The sequence below is a fragment of the Streptomyces diastatochromogenes genome (genome assembly GCF_002242805.1).
Taxonomy (GTDB): Bacteria; Actinomycetota; Actinomycetes; order Streptomycetales; family Streptomycetaceae; genus Streptomyces; species Streptomyces diastatochromogenes.
Map to the genome: position 1 here is coordinate 176,141 of NZ_MCGQ01000012.1, position 19,571 is coordinate 195,711.

The 19,571-nt window shown below is 72.2% G+C and carries 19 protein-coding genes; 7 read left to right on the plus strand and 12 right to left on the minus strand.

Annotated elements, in window-relative coordinates:
- The first annotated feature begins 68 nt into the window (after window positions 1-68).
- From BEK98_RS13835 to mshC, 3 genes are all read left to right on the plus strand, one after another.
- Window positions 69-659, plus strand: a complete 591-nt coding sequence (locus tag BEK98_RS13835) for a DUF3090 domain-containing protein (protein ID WP_094216792.1) — start codon at window positions 69-71, stop codon at window positions 657-659.
- Window positions 623-1,441: an SCO1664 family protein gene (locus tag BEK98_RS13840; protein WP_094216793.1), complete on the plus strand. Its 819-nt coding sequence runs from the start codon at window positions 623-625 to the stop codon at window positions 1,439-1,441. Before BEK98_RS13835 ends, BEK98_RS13840 begins: the two co-directional genes overlap by 37 nt.
- A 93-nt stretch (window positions 1,442-1,534) precedes the next feature.
- Window positions 1,535-2,764: a cysteine--1-D-myo-inosityl 2-amino-2-deoxy-alpha-D-glucopyranoside ligase gene (mshC, locus tag BEK98_RS13845; RefSeq protein ID WP_094216945.1), complete on the plus strand. Its 1,230-nt coding sequence runs from the start codon at window positions 1,535-1,537 to the stop codon at window positions 2,762-2,764.
- A 100-nt stretch (window positions 2,765-2,864) separates the two neighbouring features.
- Here the strand turns inward: mshC and BEK98_RS13850 are convergent, their stop codons facing one another.
- The 8 genes from BEK98_RS13850 to BEK98_RS13885 form a co-directional block, all read right to left on the minus strand.
- Window positions 2,865-3,929: a PAC2 family protein gene (locus BEK98_RS13850; protein ID WP_094216794.1), complete on the minus strand. Its 1,065-nt coding sequence runs from the start codon at window positions 3,927-3,929 to the stop codon at window positions 2,865-2,867.
- A 245-nt stretch (window positions 3,930-4,174) separates the two neighbouring features.
- Complete coding sequence (locus tag BEK98_RS13855; RefSeq protein WP_094216795.1) at window positions 4,175-4,846, minus strand: FadR/GntR family transcriptional regulator; 672 nt, start codon at window positions 4,844-4,846, stop codon at window positions 4,175-4,177.
- A gap of 55 nt (window positions 4,847-4,901) precedes the next feature.
- Complete coding sequence (locus BEK98_RS13860) at window positions 4,902-6,221, minus strand: amidohydrolase (RefSeq protein WP_094216796.1); 1,320 nt, start codon at window positions 6,219-6,221, stop codon at window positions 4,902-4,904.
- Window positions 6,218-6,979, minus strand: a complete 762-nt coding sequence (locus BEK98_RS13865; RefSeq protein ID WP_094216797.1) for a phosphorylase family protein — start codon at window positions 6,977-6,979, stop codon at window positions 6,218-6,220. Before BEK98_RS13865 ends, BEK98_RS13860 begins: the two co-directional genes overlap by 4 nt.
- A complete protein-coding gene (locus BEK98_RS13870) occupies window positions 6,976-7,845 on the minus strand; it encodes an ABC transporter permease (protein WP_094216798.1) in 870 nt (289 codons plus the stop codon). The genes BEK98_RS13865 and BEK98_RS13870 overlap by 4 nt, the downstream gene beginning before the upstream one ends.
- On the minus strand, window positions 7,845-8,885 hold the full coding sequence (locus BEK98_RS13875; RefSeq protein WP_094216799.1) for an ABC transporter permease: 1,041 nt from the start codon (window positions 8,883-8,885) through the stop codon (window positions 7,845-7,847). The genes BEK98_RS13870 and BEK98_RS13875 overlap by 1 nt, the downstream gene beginning before the upstream one ends.
- Before the next feature lies 1 nt (window position 8,886).
- Window positions 8,887-10,410 carry an ABC transporter ATP-binding protein gene (locus tag BEK98_RS13880; protein WP_094216800.1) on the minus strand — a complete coding sequence of 508 codons (1,524 nt, stop codon included), beginning with the start codon at window positions 10,408-10,410 and terminating at the stop codon, window positions 8,887-8,889.
- Window positions 10,391-11,443, minus strand: a complete 1,053-nt coding sequence (locus tag BEK98_RS13885; RefSeq protein WP_094216801.1) for a BMP family ABC transporter substrate-binding protein — start codon at window positions 11,441-11,443, stop codon at window positions 10,391-10,393. The genes BEK98_RS13880 and BEK98_RS13885 overlap by 20 nt, the downstream gene beginning before the upstream one ends.
- A gap of 333 nt (window positions 11,444-11,776) precedes the next feature.
- On the opposite strand from BEK98_RS13885, the gene mtnA reads away from it, so the two are divergent.
- Window positions 11,777-12,808 (plus strand): S-methyl-5-thioribose-1-phosphate isomerase, encoded by a 1,032-nt coding sequence (gene mtnA / locus BEK98_RS13890; protein WP_094216802.1) that lies wholly within the window; start codon window positions 11,777-11,779, stop codon window positions 12,806-12,808.
- A gap of 73 nt (window positions 12,809-12,881) precedes the next feature.
- Here mtnA and BEK98_RS13895 read toward each other — a convergent pair whose 3' ends face one another.
- The 4 genes from BEK98_RS13895 to BEK98_RS13910 all read right to left on the minus strand — a co-directional run bounded on the left by BEK98_RS13895 (window position 12,882) and on the right by BEK98_RS13910 (window position 15,348).
- Window positions 12,882-13,334 carry a phospholipase gene (locus tag BEK98_RS13895; RefSeq protein WP_094216803.1) on the minus strand — a complete coding sequence of 151 codons (453 nt, stop codon included), beginning with the start codon at window positions 13,332-13,334 and terminating at the stop codon, window positions 12,882-12,884.
- A gap of 93 nt (window positions 13,335-13,427) precedes the next feature.
- Window positions 13,428-14,036: a methylthioribulose 1-phosphate dehydratase gene (mtnB, locus tag BEK98_RS13900; protein WP_094216804.1), complete on the minus strand. Its 609-nt coding sequence runs from the start codon at window positions 14,034-14,036 to the stop codon at window positions 13,428-13,430.
- Window positions 14,033-14,752 (minus strand): acireductone synthase, encoded by a 720-nt coding sequence (gene mtnC, locus BEK98_RS13905; protein WP_094216805.1) that lies wholly within the window; start codon window positions 14,750-14,752, stop codon window positions 14,033-14,035. The genes mtnB and mtnC overlap by 4 nt, the downstream gene beginning before the upstream one ends.
- Window positions 14,749-15,348: a 1,2-dihydroxy-3-keto-5-methylthiopentene dioxygenase gene (locus BEK98_RS13910; protein WP_094216806.1), complete on the minus strand. Its 600-nt coding sequence runs from the start codon at window positions 15,346-15,348 to the stop codon at window positions 14,749-14,751. Before BEK98_RS13910 ends, mtnC begins: the two co-directional genes overlap by 4 nt.
- Window positions 15,349-15,871: 523 nt before the next feature.
- Here BEK98_RS13910 and BEK98_RS13915 point away from each other — a divergent pair.
- The 3 genes from BEK98_RS13915 to BEK98_RS13925 are packed head-to-tail and all read left to right on the plus strand — an operon-like array spanning window position 15,872 to window position 19,563.
- Entirely contained in the window at window positions 15,872-16,969 is a 1,098-nt protein-coding gene (locus BEK98_RS13915; RefSeq protein ID WP_094216807.1) for a substrate-binding domain-containing protein, read from the plus strand.
- Complete coding sequence (locus BEK98_RS13920; protein WP_094216808.1) at window positions 16,956-18,479, plus strand: sugar ABC transporter ATP-binding protein; 1,524 nt, start codon at window positions 16,956-16,958, stop codon at window positions 18,477-18,479. Before BEK98_RS13915 ends, BEK98_RS13920 begins: the two co-directional genes overlap by 14 nt.
- A 37-nt stretch (window positions 18,480-18,516) precedes the next feature.
- The gene (locus tag BEK98_RS13925; RefSeq protein ID WP_094216809.1) at window positions 18,517-19,563 is read left to right on the plus strand and encodes an ABC transporter permease; all 1,047 of its coding nucleotides are present in this window, start codon (window positions 18,517-18,519) and stop codon (window positions 19,561-19,563) included.
- The last annotated feature ends 8 nt before the right edge of the window (window positions 19,564-19,571 follow it).

Here is a 19,571-nt window from a genome sequence, read left to right on the forward strand (position 1 = left end):
CGGTCCGCACCGTCGCCTTCACGCACCGCCCGCACCGCACCAACTCTCGAATCCAATGGAGACAGGACGTGTCCCGTCAGGTGTTCCTCTACGATCCGCCGGACCGCTTCGTGGCCGGCACGGTCGGGCTGCCCGGACGCCGTACGTTCTTCCTCCAGGCCATCGCAGGCTCCCGGGTGACCAGCGTGGCTCTGGAGAAGACCCAGGTCGCCGCGCTCGCCGAACGCATGGACGAACTGCTGGACGAGGTCGTACGGCGCAGTGGCGGCAGCGCCGCCGTCCCCGCCGTGGCCCCCACGGAGATCGCCGACACCGGCCCGCTGGACACCCCCATCGAGGAGGAGTTCAGGGTCGGCACCATGGCTCTGGCCTGGGACGGCGAGGAACAGCGCATGATCGTGGAGGCGCAGGCTCTCGTGGAGCTGGACGCCGACACCGAGGAGGACCTCGCCGAGGCCGAGGAGCGGCTGCTCCAGGACGAGGAGAACGGGCCCCCGATGCTGCGGGTCCGGCTGACCGGCGCGCAGGCCAGGGCCTTCGCCAAGCGCGCCCTGGACGTCGTCAACGCCGGGCGGCCGCCGTGCCCGCTGTGCAGCCTCCCGCTCGACCCGGAAGGACACGTATGTCCGCGCCAGAACGGATACCGCCGCGGAGCGTGACCGCTGCCGAACTGCTCACCATCGGTGAGCTGAAGGTACGCGGCCGCATCCGTGACGCGTCCAACGCGGCGCTGTTCTGCACGGTCGCGAACGACGGGCAGGAAGCATCCTGCGTGTACAAGCCGGTCGCCGGCGAGCGCCCGCTGTGGGACTTCCCGGACGGCACCCTGGCCGGCCGTGAGGTGGCCGCCTACGAGGTCTCCGAGGCCACCGGCTGGGGGCTCGTCCCGCCGACCGTGCTGCGCGACGGCCCCTACGGCGAGGGCATGTGCCAGCTGTGGATCGACGTGAACGCCGAGGCCGAGCTGCTCGCCCTGGTCGACGCCGAGGAGCCCGAACCCGGCTGGAAGGCGATCGGGTTCGCCGAGGTCGGTGAGGGCCGTACCGCGCTGCTGGTGCACGCCGACGACGAGCGGCTGCGCCGCCTGGCCGTCCTGGACGCGGTGATCAACAACGCCGACCGCAAGGGCGGCCATCTGCTGCCCACCGCGGACGGCCGGCTCTACGGCATCGATCACGGGGTCGCCTTCAACGTCGAGAACAAGCTGCGCACGCTGCTGTGGGGCTGGGCCGGTGAGCCGCTCACCCCGGAGGCCGTCGAGGTGCTCACAAGGCTGAAGAAGACCCTTTCCGACGGCGGGGAGCTGGCCGTGCGGCTGGCCGGACACCTCACGACGGCCGAAATCGACGCCACGCGCGCGCGTGTCGAGGCGTTGCTCACCTCCGGCCGGCACCCGGAGCCGAGCGGGGAGTGGCCGGCGATCCCCTGGCCACCGGTGTAAGCACATCCGCAGCCGATGTACAAGAACGCCTAACCGGTCATCCGGCTTGATCCCGTTCGTATCCGCAGCTCGTGGGCGGTTAGGCTCATGTACATGCATGCCTGGCCCGCTTCCGAGGTCCCCGCCCTGCCTGGTCAGGGCCGCGACCTGAGGATCCACGACACCGCGACCGACGGTCCGGTCACCCTCGACCCCGGTCCCGTCGCCCGTATCTACGTCTGCGGCATCACGCCGTACGACGCGACCCACATGGGTCACGCGGCGACCTACAACGCGTTCGACCTCGTTCAGCGCGTGTGGCTCGACACCAAGCGGCAGGTTCACTACGTCCAGAACGTCACCGACGTCGACGATCCGCTGCTGGAGCGCGCGGAGCGGGACGGCGTCGACTGGGTCGCCCTCGCCGAGAAGGAGACGGCCCTCTTCCGCGAGGACATGACCGCCCTGCGGATGCTCCCCCCGAAGCACTACATAGGCGCCGTCGAGGCGATACCCGGCATCGTCCCGCTCGTGGAGCGGCTGCGCGACCTGGGTGCGGCCTACGAGCTGGACGGCGACATCTACTTCTCCGTCGAGTCCGACCCGCACTTCGGCCAGGTCTCGAACCTCGACGCGGCCGCGATGCGGCTGCTGTCCGCCGAGCGCGGCGGCGACCCGGACCGCCCGGGCAAGAAGAACCCCGTCGACCCGATGCTGTGGATGGCGGCCCGCGAGGGCGAGCCCAGCTGGGACGGCGGTTCGCTCGGCCGCGGCCGCCCCGGCTGGCACATCGAGTGCGTCGCCATCGCCCTCGACCACCTCGGCATGGGCTTCGACGTCCAGGGCGGCGGCTCCGACCTGGCCTTCCCGCACCACGAGATGGGCGCCTCGCACGCCCAGGTACTCACCGGCGAGTTCCCCATGGCCAAGGCGTACGTGCACGCCGGCATGGTCGCCCTGCACGGCGAGAAGATGTCCAAGTCCAAGGGCAACCTCGTCTTCGTCTCGCGGCTGCGCCGGGACGGCGTCGACCCGGCCGCCATCCGGCTGTCCCTGCTCGCCCACCACTACCGCTCCGACTGGGAGTGGACCGACCAGGTGCTCCAGGACGCCGTCGACCGTCTCGGCCGCTGGCGCGCGGCCGTCTCCCGGCCCGACGGTCCGTCCGCCGACGCGCTGGTGGAGGAGATCCGCGAGGCCCTCGCGAACGATCTGGACGCACCCGCGGCGCTCGCCGCCGTGGACCGCTGGGCGGCCCGTCAGGAGGCGGAGGGCGGCACCGACACCGGTGCGCCCGGTCTCGTGACCCGGGCGGTGGACGCGCTGCTCGGCGTGGCCCTGTAGCCGCAGGTACGGCAGAGGGGCGGTTCCCGGCAAGGGAACCGCCCCTCTCTCGTTGCCTCGACTCGTTGTCCCGATCCGTCGGCTCGGTCCTCCGACGGGCTCAGTCCTCCGACGTGTCCTCGTCGCCGCCCTCGGCTGAGCCCTCGGCGGGACCTTCGGCGGAGCCCTCGGCGGGATCCTCGGCAGAATCTTCCGAGGAGCCGTCCGCCGCCCCGGAGGGTCCCGGCTTCGGCGGCTGCCTGGTCGGCCGGGCCTTGCCGCCGGGGCTGTCCCGCAGGTACGAGGCGTCCCCGCCGTCCGCCGTGGCGTGCCCGCCCGGCGGGCTCACGTCCCGGCGCCGCAGATACCGCTCGAACTCCCGGGCGATCGCCTCGCCGGACGCCTCCGGCAGCTCGGCGGTGTCCCGGGCCTCCTCCAGCGTCTGGACGTACTCGGCGACCTCGCTGTCCTCGGCCGCCAGCTGGTCCACGCCCACCTGCCAGGCGCGCGCGTCCTCGGGCAGCTCGCCCTGCGGGATGCGCAGGTCGAGCAGGTCCTCCAGGCGGTTCAGCAGCGCCAGCGTGGCCTTCGGGTTGGGCGGCTGGGAGACGTAGTGCGGTACGGCCGCCCACAGCGACACCGCCGGGACGCCCGCGTGCGTGCACGCCTCCTGCAGGACGCCGACGATGCCCGTCGGGCCCTCGTACTTGGTCTCCTCCAGGTCCATCCGCTGGGCCAGGTCCGGGTCGGACGTGACCCCGCTGACCGGCACCGGGCGCGTGTGCGGGGTGTCACCGAGCAGGGCGCCCAGGATGACCACCAGCTCCACGCCCAGCTCGTGCGCGAAGCCGAGCAGCTCGTTGCAGAACGAGCGCCAGCGCATGGACGGTTCGATGCCGCGGACCAGCACCAGGTCGCGCGGTTTCTCGCCGCCGACCCGGACTACCGACAACCTTGTCGTCGGCCACGTGATCTTGCGCACTCCGCCGTCCATGAACACCGTGGGGCGGTTCACCTGGAAGTCGTAGTAGTCCTCGGCGTCCAGCGCCGCGAACACCTCGCCCTTCCACTCGCGTTCCAGATGCGCGACCGCCGTGGAGGCGGCGTCGCCGGCATCGTTCCAGCCCTCGAACGCGGCCACCATGACTGGGTCGATCAGCTCGGGAACCCCCTCCAGCTCGATCACCCAGTGCCTCCTTCCGACGTGCCCTCGCCTGACGTCCCCACCTTACGGCGTCCGGCGGGGGCGTCCGCAGCCCCCTGGGCCGGGGGATGCACGGATCACTGCCCCGTTCGCCACCCTTGAACACCCCAGCGCTCTCACGGGGGCGAGTGGGCCAACCCAAGGGGCGCGGGGAACTGCGCGACCAGCCACAACGAGCCGGCACCGACAAGCCGGCCCGTACCCCTACGGCGCCCCCCCGGCCGAACTCACAGCGTGGACCGCAGCCACTGCTCCACGCTCGCGATGTGCACGGTCGCCCAGGAACGGGCCGCCTCCGCATCCCGGTCGCGCAGCGCGGCCAGGATCGCCCGGTGCTCGCGCAGGGTGCGGCTGACCGCGTCCTCCTGGGTGAGCCCCCGCCAGATCCGGGCCCGGGTGGTGGGCCCTGACAGACCGTCCAGCAGCGAGCACAGCACCGAGTTGCCCGCGCTCTGCACGATGCCCCGGTGGAACTCCAGGTCGCAGGCGACCAGCTCCTCCACCGAGGGCTCGGCGCCGAGCGCGTCCAACTGGGCCGACAGCGCGTCCAGTTGCTGCTCGCTGATCCGCGAGGCCGCCATCGCCGTCGCGGCCGGCTCCAGGATCCGGCGCACCGCAAGGAACTCCAGCACCGTGTCGTCGCGGTGGAAGTCCACGACGAAGCTCATCGCCTCCAGCAGCAACTGCGGATCGAGGCTGGTGACATAGGTGCCGTCGCCCTGCCGCACGTCCAGGATCCGGATCAGCGACAGGGCCCGTACGGCCTCCCGCAGGGAGTTGCGGGACAGGCCGAGGTCGGCGGCGAGTTCGCTCTCCTTGGGCAGCCGGTCGCCCGGGCGCAGGGCACCGGAGACGATCATGTCCTTGATCTTCTCGATCGCCTCGTCGGTGACTGCCATGACCGGCCTCCCTGTCGCCCGCCCGATGTGCCGAGACATCGGATGTCTCAGCACATTATGCGGGCACCACCTGCGGCTGTTCGGGTGAGAGCGCGAACGCGTCCAGCACCGCCCGCTCGTCCAGCGTGGTCAGCCGCCGGTCCCGCATCAGCACCCGGCCGTCGACCACCGTGTCCCGTACGTCCGCCGCGTGCGCGGCGTAGGCGAGCGTCGACCAGGGGTCGTGCGCCGGCCGCAGATGCGGCGCGTCCAGGTCGAGCACGATCAGGTCGGCCCGCTTGCCCGCCTCCAGCGAGCCCAGCTGCTCGCCGAGACCCAGCGCCCGCGCACCCTCCAGCGTCGCCATCCGTACGGCCTGCTCGGCGCCGACCGCCGTCGGGTCGCCGCCCGCCTTGTGCACCAGCGCCGCCTGCCGCACCGCGCCCAGCACGTCCAGCGTGTTGGAGCTGACCGCCCCGTCCGTGCCCAGACCCACGGTCACGCCCGCGCTCAGCAGCCGGGGTACCGGGGCGATCCCGCAGCCCAGCTTCAGGTTCGAGACCGGGCAGTGGGCGACCGCCGTACCGGTACGGGCCAGCGCGGCGATCTCCGGTCCCGTCAGGTCGACGGCGTGCGCGAGCAGCACATCGGGTCCGAGCAGCCCGAGCGAGTCGAGGAGTTCCACGGGCCGCTTGCCGCAGCGCACCTCGACGGTGGCGACCTCGGTGGCGTTCTCCGCGGCGTGGATGTGGATCAGCGCCCCGAACTCCCTGGCCAGGGCGAAGGCTTCGGTGAGCTGGCCGGGGGAGAGGGTGTAGGCGGAGTGTGCGAAGAGCACCGGACGGTGTCCGGGCCGGGCCGCTCCGCGCGCCTGAAGGTCCCGGCGCGCCCAGGCGAGCCGGTCCTCGTACGCGATGCCGTCGGCCGGTTCCGGTACGTCCATGAAGGTCGGCCCGGTGTGCAGCCGCCAGCCCGCCTCCCGGGCCGCCCGCTCGGCCGCCTCGTGGAACCAGTACATGTCCAGCGCCGAGGTCACCCCGGCCCGGACGCTCTCGGCGACGGCCAGCCGTACGGCCGCCGTCACGTTCTCCGGCGACAGCAGTTCGACCTCCCACCTGAGCACCCGCTCCAGGAAGCCCTGGAGCGTGACGTCGTCGGCGCGGCCGCGCAGCAGGGTCATCGCGAGGTGGGTGTGGGTGTTGACGAGGCCGGGCAGGACGAGACAGCCCGCGGCGTCGATGGACTCGTTCGCCGTGAACCGCGTACACAGCTCCTCGGCGGGTCCGACGGCGACGATCTCCCCTTCGTGTACGGCGACCGCCCCGTCCCGTACGACGGTTCCGGCGTCGTCCACGGTCAGCACGTCACCGCCGTGGACCAGCAGGTCGATGTTCACGCCCAGGTCCCCTCGGCCAGCAGCCGCAGCGCCTCCAGGGACACCACCGCACCCCGCTCGACGCCCGCCGCGACGACTTCCCGGTGGGGGTTGTAGCCACCTGTCGAGAAAGGTGCCTCCGCGTCGACCAGTTCGTCGGCGTTGGCCCCGTCCACGACGACCACCCCGCCCGCGACGAGCCCGCGCAGCGAGGCCGTGACCAGCAGCGCGGACAGCTCCATCTCGATGGCGGCGAGCCCGGCACCCTCGTACGAGAACAGCGGGATCAGACCCGGCTGGAAGGCCGCCCGCGTCCACACGATCCCCCGGTGGTGCGGGGCACCCGCCTCCCGCGCGGCCCGCTGGAGCGCGAACACCGCCTCGGGCGACGCGTACGCCGGATACTCCGGCGGCAGCAGCTGGTGCGTGACCCCGTCGTCCCGTACGGCCGCCTCGGCGATGACGAGGTCGCCGTCGGCGATCCCCGGCCTCATCGCACCCGCCGTACCGAACCGCAGGAAGGCCCGCACGCCGGCCTCGGCCAGCTCCTGGAACAGCAGGATCGCGCCCGGCGCCCCCACCCCGTGCGAGGCGACGACCACCGGCAGGCCCTTCCAGCTGCCGCTGAACACCCGGTACTCGCGGTGGTACGACACCTCCTCGGCGCCGTCCAGCAGCGCGGCCACGGCCGCCGCCCGGGCCGGGTCCCCGACCACGAGCGCGTGCGCCGGCAGCCCCGTGCGCGGTATGCGGGTGACGGGCAGCGGATCCTGCGTCATGCGGCGACTCCGGAGGTAGGGGTACGGCGGCGACGGCGGCGGGCCGTCGAGAGGAACAGGGCGGCGAGCGTGACGACGTACGGCGCCGCGTCGGTCGCCTGCTGCGGCAGGCCCACGCCCTGGAGGCGGAAGCCGGCGGCCTCGGCGAGCCCGAACAGCAGCGCGGCGAGCAGCACCCCGAGCGGGGCGGCACGGCCCAGCATGACCGCGACGACGGCGATCCAGCCCCGGCCGGCCGTCATGTTCTCGGAGAACAAGGTGACGTTCCCCAGGGCGAGTTGGGCCCCGGCGAGTCCGCACAGCACCCCGGAGACCAGGACGGCACCGTATTTGTACTTGGCCGGGCTCACCCCGAGGGTGGCCGCCGCGTCCGGGGCCTCGCCGACCCCGCGCAGCCTGAGCCCCCACACGTGCCGCGACAGCAGCAGCGCCGCCACCGCGACCGCCGCCCATGCCAGATAGGCGAGCGGGGTGAAGCCGCCGACCAGCGGCAGCCCGGCCAGCGTCGGGTCGTCGAAGGTGCCCTGCACCCCGAACACCGTCCGCAGCAGGAAGCTGGTCAGGCCGACGGCCAGCAGGTTCATGGCGATGCCCAGCACGACCGCGTCGCCGCGCAGGGTCACGGCGCCCACCGCGAGGATCAGCGAGTACGCGGCCGCGGCGAGGGCCGCGGCGAGCACACCGAGCCAGGGGCTGCCGGTGAACCAGCTGGTGGCCACCGAGGTGAAGCAGCCGAGCAGCATCATGCCCTCGAGCCCGATGTTGAACACGCCCGCCCGCTCGCACAGGGCACCGCCCAGCGCGGCCAGCAGGATCGGGGTCAGCGCGCGCAGCGCCGACATCAGCAGGTCGGAGTCGAGGAACATCAGACCGCCTCCTTTCTCCTGCGCCACAACCGGCTCGGGAAGCGCAGCCGGGCCGCCAGGAACACGATCACGATCGCCTGCAGCACCTGGGTCAGCTCGCGCGGCACCTCGGTGGTCCGCTCCATCGCGAGCCCGCCGACCTGGAGCACGGCGAAGAACAGCGAGGCGATCACCGTGCCCAGCGGAGCGGCGGCGGCCAGCAGCGCGGCCGTCAGACCCGTCCAGGTGTAGCCGGGCGCGGTCAGCGAGCCGTCGACGAAGCGGTACGGGAAGCTCAACACCCCGATGGCGCCGACCAGTCCGGACAGCGCACCCGAGACCGCCATCAACTTCAGCGTCAGGCCCCGGCGTTCGACGCCCGCGTAGGCGGAGAAGCGCGGGTTGAGCCCGGTCATCCGGATCTCGTAGCCGAACGCGGTGCGCCGGTCGGTGAACCAGTAGCCGGCCGCCGCGAGCAGCACCAGGACCAGCCCGACCGTGACCGTCGAGTCACCGAAGGCGGGCAGCGCCACGCCCTCGGGCAGCGCGCGGGTCTGGGGGAGGCTGGAGCCGGGCTCCTTGAGCGGGTAGCGGGCCAGGTAGGAGGCGAGGGAGACCGCCGGGTAGCTCAGCAGCAGGCTGCTGACCAGCAGCGGGACCCCGAGGTGGTTCTCGCACAGGGCGGCCAGCGCGGCGTAGGCGGCACCGGCCGCCATCCCGGCGAGCAGTGCCAGGGTGACGGCGAGCGGGGCGGGCAGCGGGACGTACAGTCCGGTCACGGCCGCGGTGATCCCGCCGAGGACCAGCTGCCCGTCGCCGCCCAGGTTGATCAGCCCGGCGCGCAGCGGGATCGCCAGGGCGAGGGCCATGCCGAGCACGCTGGTGCCGGTGCTCAGCGTGGAGCCGATGCCGTCGGCGCCGAGCGCGCCGGTCAGTACGGCCTGGTACGCCGTGACCGGGTCGGCGCCCGTGCCGAGCAGGAACAGCGCGCCGATGACGACGCCCGCGAGCACGGAGAAGGTGACGGGGGAGCGCAGGGCTCCCGATATCCGGTTGTTCATGTCAGTCCACGGCCTCCACGGGCGCGGTTCCGCCGCCCGCCATCGCGAGGCCCAGCGACCGCTCGTCGGCCTCGTCCTTCTGGTACGTCGCCGTGATCCGGCCCTCGTACATGACCAGCACCCGGTCCGCCAGGCCCCGGATCTCGCTCAGCTCGGCCGAGACGAGCAGGACCGCGTGACCGGCGTCGCGGTAGGCGATCAGCTGGTCGTGGATGTTCTGGACGGCGCCGATGTCGACTCCGCGGGTCGGCTGCTCGACGAGCAGCAGCGGTGCCTCGTGCGCGAGTTCGCGGCCGATCAGCAGCTTCTGCAGGTTGCCGCCGGACAGCGCCGAGGCGGGCACCTCCTCGGTCGCGGCCTTGATGCCGAACCGCTCGACCAGCCGGCGCGCATGGGCGCGGACGGCGGCGGGCGACAGCAGGCCGCGGGAGGAGAGGGACGTACGGTGGTGGCCCATCGCGAGGTTGTCCGCGACCGACGCCGCCGGCGCCGTACCGACCGCATGGCGGTCCTCGGGGACGTACGCGAGCCCGTGTGCGCGGCGCTCGGTGGCGGAGGCGTGCGTGATGTCCCGCCCCCGCAGGGCGACCCGTCCCGCGGTGACCGGCCGCAGTCCGGCCAGGGCCTCGACCAGTTCGCTCTGCCCGTTGCCCGCGACGCCCGCGATGCCGACGATCTCCCCGGCGCGCACGGCGAGTTCGAGGTCCCGTACGCCGTCGGTGGCCAGGCCCGTCAGGTCGAGCACCACGTCACCCGGGGTGCCCGGGGCGTGAACGCGGTCCAGCTCGACCGCGCGGCCGGTCATCGCGGCCGCGATCTCGTCGGCCGTCGTCTCCGCCGTGACCAGCCGGGCCACCACCCGGCCGTCGCGCAGCACGGTCACCCGGTCGCTGCCCTCCAGCACCTCGCGCAGCTTGTGCGTGACGAGGATCACCGTACGGCCCTGTGCGGCCAGGGACTTGAGCACCGCGAACAGCGCGTCGGCCTCGGCGGGCGTGAGCACGGCGGTCGGCTCGTCGAGGATGAGGGTGCGCGCGCCCCGGTGCAGCAGCTTCAGGATCTCCACCCGCTGGCGCAGGCCCACGGGCAGGTCGCCGACCCGGGCGTCCGGATCGACGGCGAGCCCGTGCTCCTCGGCCAGCTCGCGCACCCGGCGCCGGGCGGCGGCTCGGTCCACCAGGCCGAAGCGGCGCGGCTCGGCGGCGTACACCACGTTCTCGGCGACGGTCAGCGAGTCGAACAGCTTGAAGTTCTGGTGGACCATGCCGAGTCCGGCGGCCATGGCGCCGGCCGGACCGGCGAAGGACACCTCGCGCCCGTCGACGCGGATCGTCCCGGCGTCGGGGCGCTCCATGCCGTAGAGCACCGACATGAGCGTGGACTTGCCCGCGCCGTTCTCACCCATCAGAGCGTGGATCTCACCGGCCGAGACGGTCAGGTCGACGGAGTCGTTGGCGAGCGTGCCGGGGAACCGCTTGGTGATTCCCCGCAGCTCGACCGCCGGTTCAGCTTGCGGCGGGGTCATCGACCTTCAGCTTCCCGGCCACGATCTGGTCGCGCAGCGCCTTGACCTTCTCCAGGACGTCCTTGTGCCGGGCGATCACGCACTGGGAGGAGTCGACGCCGGCCTCCAGACCGGTGAGGCTGATGCCGCCCTCCTTCAGGCCGTACGACACGGTCGTGCCGGCCTTGCCGCCGAGCACCGCGTCGATGCCCTTCTGCACGGCGACGTCCGTGCGCTTGATCACGTTGTCGACGACCGTGCCGGGCGCGGAGGGGCACTGGTTGACGTCGACGCCGTACGCGAAGGCACCCTTGGCCTTGGCCGCCTCGAAGACGCCGTAGTTGCCGGCCGCCGCGGCCGCCATGAGCTGATCGGTGCCCTTGGCGAGCAGCGAGTTGGCCTGCTCCTTGGCGCGGGCCGAGTCGTCGAACGGGGACTGGCCGCCGACGAAGCGGGTGGCCGTCTGCGTCTTGGCGGCGACCTGCTCGGCGCCGGCCGCGAACGGGTCGCTGTAGCGGCGGAACTGGGGCGTGTCCAGCACGTCCACCGCGCCGACCTTGCCGGACTTGCTGAGCAGGCCCGCCTCGGCGCCGGCGAGGTAGACACCCTCGTGCTCACGGAAGACCGCGCAACCGACGTTGGCGAAGGTCTTGGTGGTGCAGGCGTCGATCATCAGGAACCGCTGCTTCGGGTGCGCCTTGGCCTGCTGGGCGACCAGGTCCGCGAACTCGAAGCCGACGAGCACGATCACGTCCGGCTTCGCCTCGACGGCGGCCTGCACGTTCTGCTGCTGCGAGGCGGTGTCGGTGGACTCGTACACCTTCTGCGTGCCGTCGTGCGCCTTGGCCGCTTCCTTGATGCCGGTGACCGCGAGCTTCAGGAACTCGTTCTGGCCCACGGCGTCCGGGGTGACCAGCGTGAACGACGTTCCGCTGCCGCTCTTGCCGCTCGCCGAAGTGTCGTTCTTGGCGGCGGCGTTGCAGGCGGTGGCGGCGGTGGCCAGGATCGCGGTGGCGGCGGCGAGGCGCAGGGCGCGGCGGTGTCTGCGGTGCATGGGGACCTTCCGGGGATGCTTCCGGGATACGGGAAGGCGCGCTCCGCCGTTGGAGCGCGTGAGGGTGAAGGGGAAGAAGGACGCTGAGGGTGGGACGGGTCAGCGTCGACAGCCGTCGCCGGCGCAGCGGCCGAAGTCGAGGAAGCGGCGTTTGGTGAGCAGCACGCGTCCTCCTTCGCCGTCTCGCCCAGCGGAATGCGGGTGTTGGCCTGCGGAATGCAGGTGCTGGACTGTAACACCCGTTTCCAGCCACCCGTCATACCGTCTCGAACTGTGGTTCTACGAGGTCATGTACGGTGGCGGACACCATCGGAACATCAGGAGTGTCCCGTTATGTCCCAGGAACTGCGTACCGTCGACTGGACCGGTACCGGTATCGCACTCATCGACCAGACCCTGCTTCCGCATCGCACCGAGACGATGCATGTCCGCGATGTGGACACCCTGGTGGATGCGATCCAGCGGCTCGTGGTGCGCGGCGCGCCCGCGATCGGGGCGGCGGGCGCCTACGGCGTCGCCCTGGCGCTGCTCCAGGGCGAGCGCGAGGACTGGACGGACGGCGAGATCCTGCGGGCCATCTCCCGGGTACGCGAGGCGCGTCCGACCGCCGTCAACCTGATGGTCTGCGTGGACCGGGTCACGGCCCGCCTCCCCGAAGGCCTCGACGCGGTGCTGGCGGAGGCCGCGGCGGTCCAGCGGGAGGACGTCGAGGCCAACCGCGCGATGGGCGCGTACGGCGCCGACTGGCTGCTGAAGAAGGCCGACCAGGACCGCCCGCTGCGGATCCTGACCCACTGCAACACGGGCGCACTGGCGACGGCGGGCTGGGGCACGGCACTCGGGGTGATACGCGAACTGCACGCCCGGGGCAGCCTGGAGGTCGTGTACGCCGACGAGACGCGGCCCCTGCTCCAGGGTTCCCGGCTCACCGCCTGGGAGCTGGTCCAGGAGGGCATCCCGCACTACGTCCAGGCCGACGGCGCCGCCGCCGGCACGATCCTGCGCGGCGAGGTGGACGCGGCGATCGTCGGCGCCGACCGCATAGCGGCCAACGGTGACACCGCGAACAAGGTCGGCACCGTGGGCGTCGCCCTGGCCTGCGCGGACGCCGGGATCCCGTTCCTGGTGGCGGCGCCCACGACCACGGTGGACCTGGCGACGGCCACCGGCGACGACATCCACATCGAACTGCGCGGCGAGGACGAGGTGCTGGAGTGGGCGGGCCTGCGGACGGCTCCCGCCGGGTCCCGCGGCCACAACCCCGCGTTCGACGTCACGCCGGGGCGCCTGGTGACCGGTCTGGTGACCGAGCGGGGTGTGCTCGAGGTGTCGGCGGGCGAACTGCCCGGCGAGCGGCTGCGCTGACCCGCGGCCCGGGCCGGGTGGCGACGACGTACCGCCCCCGGCCCCCGCGCGCGTGCAACGGCTCGTCGGCTGGTCAGCCGAAGGCCTTGACCGCCTGGTAGTACGTCCACGCCGTGCTGGTGCAGGCGGTCTTCGTCGCCCCGCTGTAGCCGGCGCACACCCGCTTGAGGTCCTCGTACAGGGCGCTGTCCAGACGCGCCTTGTTGGCGCTGAACGTGCCGGCCGCCTTGTAGTTGCGGTAGCCGAAGTCGTGCCGGGCACAGGACATCTTGAAGGGGAAGCCGAGCGGGTTGTCCGGCGAGTCGGAGCAGTAGTCGGTCGACCAGTCGAAGCCGTAGGACGCCCAGGACGACTGGTCGGCGCGCGCGGCGGCCCAGGCGTTGTAGCTGGACGCGGTGGTCTGCGTGAAGTTGGAGAGTACCTGGGGCTTGTCCGCCGGAGCCGCGGTGGCCGCGGTGGCGGTGGCGGTGACGGTGATCAGGGCCAGGGCCGAGGCGGCGAGGCCGGTGGCGAGTCTGCGGTGCATCCCACACCTCCATGAGACCTGCGGTCCGCCCGTCGGATCGCAGGTTCATGACCATGGAGGTGGCGGCTATGCCCCGCCTCTACCGCCTCTTTCTCACCGCTGCGTCAGCTCCAACTCCAGCAGCCACTCGACCACTTCGGTGTGATGCCGGGCCTGCCGGGGGGTCTCGCCCCACACGTACAGCCCGTGTCCGGCCACGACCACGGCCGGCATCCGCGGGTCGCGCGCCGCCTCCAGCCGGTCGCCGAGTTCCTTCATGTCCTGGCTGTTGGCGATGACCGGCAGGGTCACCTCGACGTCGTGGGTGGGCTGGCCGACGCCCTTGAGCATCTCCAGGTCCCGGAAGACGATCCCGCCCGGCTCCCGGCGGCCCATCGCCACCGACGCCACGGTGTGCACGTGCACCACCGCGCCGGCTCCCGTCAGCGCGGCCACCCGGGCGTGCAGTTCGGCCTCCGCCGACGGCCTGCCGCCCCGCACCGCGGCGCCCTGCCCGTCCACCAGCACCACATCGGCCGGCGTCAGCTCGCCCTTGTCGTGGCCGCTCGCGGTCACCGCGAGCCGCAGCGGGTCGCGGGACAGCACCACGGACAGGTTGCCCGAGGTGCCCCGCATCCAGCCGAAGGAGGCGAAACGGGCGGACTCGGCGGCGAGAGACGCCCCCGCCTTCTCCAGGTCGAGTGCGCTGATGTCGGCGGTCACGTGGTGCTCCTCGAAACGTTGATCTCGTCGAACGTCCCCGCCTGCGCGTGGTCGCCGACGCCCTGCTCGTAGTACGGCTCTCCGGGCCGCCGGATCCCGACGGTCCGCCAGCCCGCCGCCCGGGCCGCGTCCAGCTCCCCGGGACGGTCGGACAGGAAGAGAAGGCGGCCCGGCTCGACGCCGGTCGCCGAGGCGATACGCCGGTACGACTCCGGCTCCTGCTTGGGCCCCGCGTTCTCGGTGTCGTACAGGCCCGAGACCAGCGGCAGCAGGTCCCCCTCGGGTGTCGAGGAGAACCACGCCCGCTGGGCCGCGACCGACCCGGACGAGTAGACGTACAGCCGCAGCCCCGCCGAGTGCCAGGCCCGCAGCGCCGGTACGACGTCCTCGTAGAAGTGCGAGACGAGGTCTCCGCGCGCGAAGCCCTCGGACCAGATGACGCCCTGCAGCGTCTTCAGCGGAGTCGCCTTGCGGTCCTCGTCCAGCCAGGCGTTCAGCGTCTTCTCGACCTGTGCGGCGTCGGCGTCCGCCTCGCCCGTCAGCTCCCGCACCTGCGCCACCGCCCGCGCCACCTCCGGGTCGCCCGCGCGCTCGGTGAGCAGCGCGGCGAAACGGGAGCGCGAGTACGGGTACAGCACGTCGACGACGAATCCCGTGGCGCTCGTGGTGCCCTCGATGTCGAGCACCACGGCGTCCACGTCGAAGTGCGGTGTCACGCGGCGCTCTTGTCCTGCTCGTACCCGGCGGCGATCGTGTCGTAGTCCGGGAAGCGGGAGGCGATGGCCGAGCCGGTGAAGTTGCCGATCCAGCCGTCCTCCTCGTGGAAGAAGCGGATCGCGGTGAACGACGGCCGCGTGCCCATGTCGAACCAGTGCGTGGTGCCGCGCGGCACGCCCAGCAGGTCGCCCTTCTCGCAGAAGACGGCGTGCACCTCGCCGTTCACGTGCAGATAGAAGATGCCGGAGCCGGAGACGAAGAAGCGGACCTCGTCATCGTCGTCGTGCGTGTGCTCCTGCAGGAACTTCTCGCGGGCGGCCTTCGCCTTCACCGGGTACTCGGGGTCCTCGCTGGGGTGCAGGCCCAGGACGTCGACGGTGGTGAAGCCCTCCTCGGCGTTGAGCCGGTCAATCTCCGGGCCGTACGCGGCGAACACGGTCTCGCTGTCGGCGTCGGCCGGCACGTCCTCGCGGACCGGCCACTGCTCGTAGCGCACACCGAGCGGCTTGAGCGCCTCGCCGATCTCGGCCGGGTCGGCGGTGCGCCGGACCACGGTGTCGGGGCCGGACTCGGGCCAGGTCGTCAGCAGGGTCATGGGAGCAACTCCAGGAGAAGGAAGGGGTGTCCGGATAACGAGACAAGCACCGGACGGGAGGGAGAGGAAGAGAGCGTGTCGGCGAACAGCGGTTCAGCCGCGACAGCGCGCGCCCGTACAGCGCCGCATGCGGGGCATGCGCAGCGCTTTGGCGCGGGGTGTCGTCATCAGGGCCTCACTGTGCCGGGTCGGATGCCGGTCCCGCGATCGTAACTCCCGGCCTGCCGCCGACCCAGTGTGACGAGGTTGTTGTTTCAAATACTGAGAATCCATGTCAACGCCTTTGACGATTGGCTGGAAACGTTCCCATGATCTGAGCATGAAGACGCCGCTGCTCGTGCGGCGGCTGTACGTGGACCTGCTCCGGTCGACCACGGCCAGCTGTCGCTGACCTCCTCCGGAGCATCACACCGCCCGTTCCGCGGCGGGTATTTCGCCACGCGGACGTGGCGCCGTTTCCTCCCTCCCTGCTCCGGGTCGCGCATCCCTTCCCCTTCTCCGCCCTCCGCACCCTGGAGCCCTCATGCCCCGCGTCCGCCCTTCCCTCGCCGCGCTCTCGCTGGCCTCCGTCTCCGCCCTCCTCCTCTCCGCCTGCTCGCAGTCCTCCGACGCCTCGCGACAGACCGGCGACACCACCGCCTCCGCCTCGGCCGCGACCGGCAAGAAGCCCGCCCCCTTCAGCAAGGGCCCGGTCAAGGTCGCCCTGGTCCGGCAGAGCGGCGCCGCCGACTACTTCGAGCAGTGGGGCAACGGAGCCAAGGCGCAGGCCAAGGCCCTCGGCATCGACCTGACCGTGTACGACGCCCAGGCCGACAACGCCAAGCAGGCCACGGACCTGTCGAGCGCCATCAACTCCGGCGCGCAGGCGATCGTCGTCGACCACGGCTTCCCGGCCACCCTGAAGTCGCAGATCGACCAGGCCGTCAAGAAGGGCATCAAGGTCGTCGCCTACGACCTCGACGTCGACAACGAGTCCGTCGTGCACACGGAACAGGACGACGCGAGCATGGCCCAGGCCGTCCTCGACGTGATGGCCAAGGAGGTCGGCAGAGACGCCCAGGTCGGCTACGTCAACGTGGCCGGCTACGCGGCCCTCGACGCCCGCGACAAGGTCTGGGCGAAGGAGGTCGCCGCCCAGGGCTGGAAGCAGCGCTTCAAGGTCGGCAAGGTGACCGACTCCACGGCCACCGACAACGTTCCCCTCGTCTCCGCCGCACTCACCCAGCACTCCGACGTGACCGGCGTCTTCGCCCCCTACGACGAGCTGGCCAAGGGCACGGTCCTCGCGGTGCAGAACAAGAAGCTCCAGGGCCGGGTGAAGGTGTTCGGCGCCGACGTCTCCAACGCCGACATCCAGAACATGACCGCCGAGGACAGCCCCTGGACCGCCACCGCCGGCACCGACCCGTCCGCCGTGGGCGCCGCCGTCGTCCGTACCGCAGCCCTCGAACTGGCGGGCCAGTTGCACCAGTCCTCCGTGGAGTTCCCCGCCGTCGCCATCACCCAGGACTTCCTGCGCGAGAAGAAGATCCAGAACATGGACCAGCTGCGGGCCGCCCTGCCCGCGCTGAACCTCTCCCAGGTCAGCACCGCGGACTGGATCCCCAATGTCGCCCACTGACGTGACCCCTGCGGTCGGCCTGCGGGACGTCGGCATGGCCTTCGGCGGGAAGACGGTGCTCGCCTCCGTGTCCCTCGACATCGCACCGGGCAGCGTGGTGGCGCTGCTCGGCGCGAACGGCGCCGGCAAGTCCACGCTGATCAAGATCCTGTCCGGCGTCCACCCCGGCCACGGCGGCGAGGTCCTGGTCGACGGCTCCCCGGCCGCGCTCCAGTCGCCCCTCGCCGCCCGCCGGCTCGGCATCCAGACGGTGCATCAGCGCATCGGCGAGGGCGTGGTGCCCGGACTCACCGTCGCCGAGAACCTGGTCTTCGAGGAACTCGCCCAGCAGCGCGGCAACCCGTTCCTGAACGGCCGCCGCGTCCTGGCCCGCGCCCGGGAGATCCAGGCCGCGCTCGGCCTGGACTGGAGCGACGCCGTCCTGAAGCGGGACGTCACCGAACTCGGCATCTCCGACCGGCAACTGCTGGTCCTCGCCCGCGCCCTGGCCACCCGCCCGCGGCTGCTCATTCTCGACGAGCCGACCTCGGCCCTGTCGGCCGCCGAGGCGGAGCGCCTGTTCGCACTGGTCGAGCGGATGCGTGACGACGGCATCGCCGTCCTCTACGTCTCCCACCGCCTCGGCGAGATCGAGGCGCTCGCCGACCGGCTGGTCGTCCTGCGGGACGGCCGTCTCACCGAGGACCAGGCCAGGCCCTTCGACTGGGACGCGGCCCTGCGCGCCATGCTGGCCCAGGCCGAGGAGGCCCGGACCGCCCGCCCGGTGCGCGAAGGGGAACAGGGCGAGGCCGTCCTCTCCCTGCGGGGCGTACGGCTCTTCGACGACCGGACACCCCTCGACCTCGACCTGCGCGCCGGCGAAGTCACCGGCGTCGTCGGCCTGCTGGGCGCGGGCAAGACCGAGCTGGCGCGCGGGCTGTTCGGCGCCGAGCCGTTCCGCACCGGCACCCTCGCACTGGACGGCAGGCCGTACGCGCCCCGCCGCCCCGCCGACGCCATCCGCGCCGGCATCCATCTGGTCCCCGAGGACCGGCACACCGACGCGCTGGTCCCCGGCTGGTCGGTGGCGCGCAACATCTCGCTGCCCTTCCTCAAGTCCGTCTCCCGGGCCGGGCTGGTGAGCCACTCCCGCGAGGACGCGCTGGGCCGCGCCACCATCGACGCCCTCGGTGTCGTCACCCGCGACGAGCACAGCGCCGTCGAGGACCTGTCCGGCGGCAACCAGCAGAAGGTCGTCGTCGGCCGCTGGCTCGCCGAGACCCCGCGCGTCCTCGTCCTGGACGAGCCGTTCCGAGGCGTGGACATCGGCGCCCGCCGGGACATCGGCCGCCGGGCCCGCGCCCTGGCCGCCGAGGGCGCCGCCGTGCTCGTCCTGTCCGCCGACGTCGACGAGGTGCTGGAGGTCGCCGACCGGGTCGTCGTCCTCGCGGCCGGCGAGGTCCGCCTCGACGCGTACGGCGAGGACGCCCAGCGCGACCGCGTCATCCAGACCATCGCCGTGTCCGTCTGAGCCCCGTGACACCGGCCGCCGAAGGAAGCAGCACGCCATGACCAGCACCCAGAGCACCGAGGCCCCGGCCAAGTCGACGACCCCGCCCACCGGCGCCACCGCCCTGCGCGTCCAGAACGCCGTCATCAAGTACGGCTTCATCCTCGTGACCGTCGCGCTGTTCCTGTACTTCGCGCTGAGCGAGGGCGCGTTCCGCGAGTCGGCGACGCTCCTCGACACGTTGAGATACGTCTCCGTCGCCGCGATCCTCGGCCTCGGTGTCACCCTCACCATGGCCGTCGGCGGAATGGACATGTCCGTCGGCGCGGTCGCCGGACTCGGTGTCTCGGTCGCCGCCCAGACGATGGTGATCTACAACCAGATCGGCACGGTCGCGATCCTCGCGGTGCTGGCGGCGGGCGCCCTGGCCGGGCTGCTCAACGCACTCCTCATCGTCGTCCTGAAGATCCCCGACATGCTCGCCACCCTCGGCACCATGTTCGTGATCCAGGGCAGCAAACTCATCCTGGTCGACGGCCAGTCCATCACCCCCGGCATGACCCGCTCCGACGGCACCACCGCCCCGGGCCGCTTCACCGAGGGCTTCCTGCGCATCGACCGGGGCACGGTTCTCGGCATCCCCGTCCCGGTGCTGATCTTCGGCGGTCTCACCGTCGCCGCCTGGGTCTTCCTCGCCCGCACCCGCTGGGGCCGGGTGCTGTACGCCATCGGCGCCAACCCCGAGGCCGCCCGGCTCGCGGGCATCCGCGTCGGCGCGTACCGGGCCCTGGCGTACGTCGTCTCCGGCGTCCTCGCCTCCGTCGGCGGCCTGATCCTGGCCGCCCGGATCGGACAGGGCGATGTCTCCGCCGGCACCTCCCAGCTGCTGGAGGCGGTCGCGGTGGCCCTCGTCGGTACGTCGGTGCTCGGCCGGGGCCGCCCGAACGTCTGGGGTACGGCCCTCGGAGCCGTTCTCATCGGCATCATCACGACCGGCCTGACCATCAAGGGCCTGCCGTACTACACCCAGGACGTCGTCGAGGGAGCCGTGCTCATCCTCGCCCTGGTCTTCAGCTTCACCCGGTCCGAGCGCCGCACCGCATAAGGGAGTTC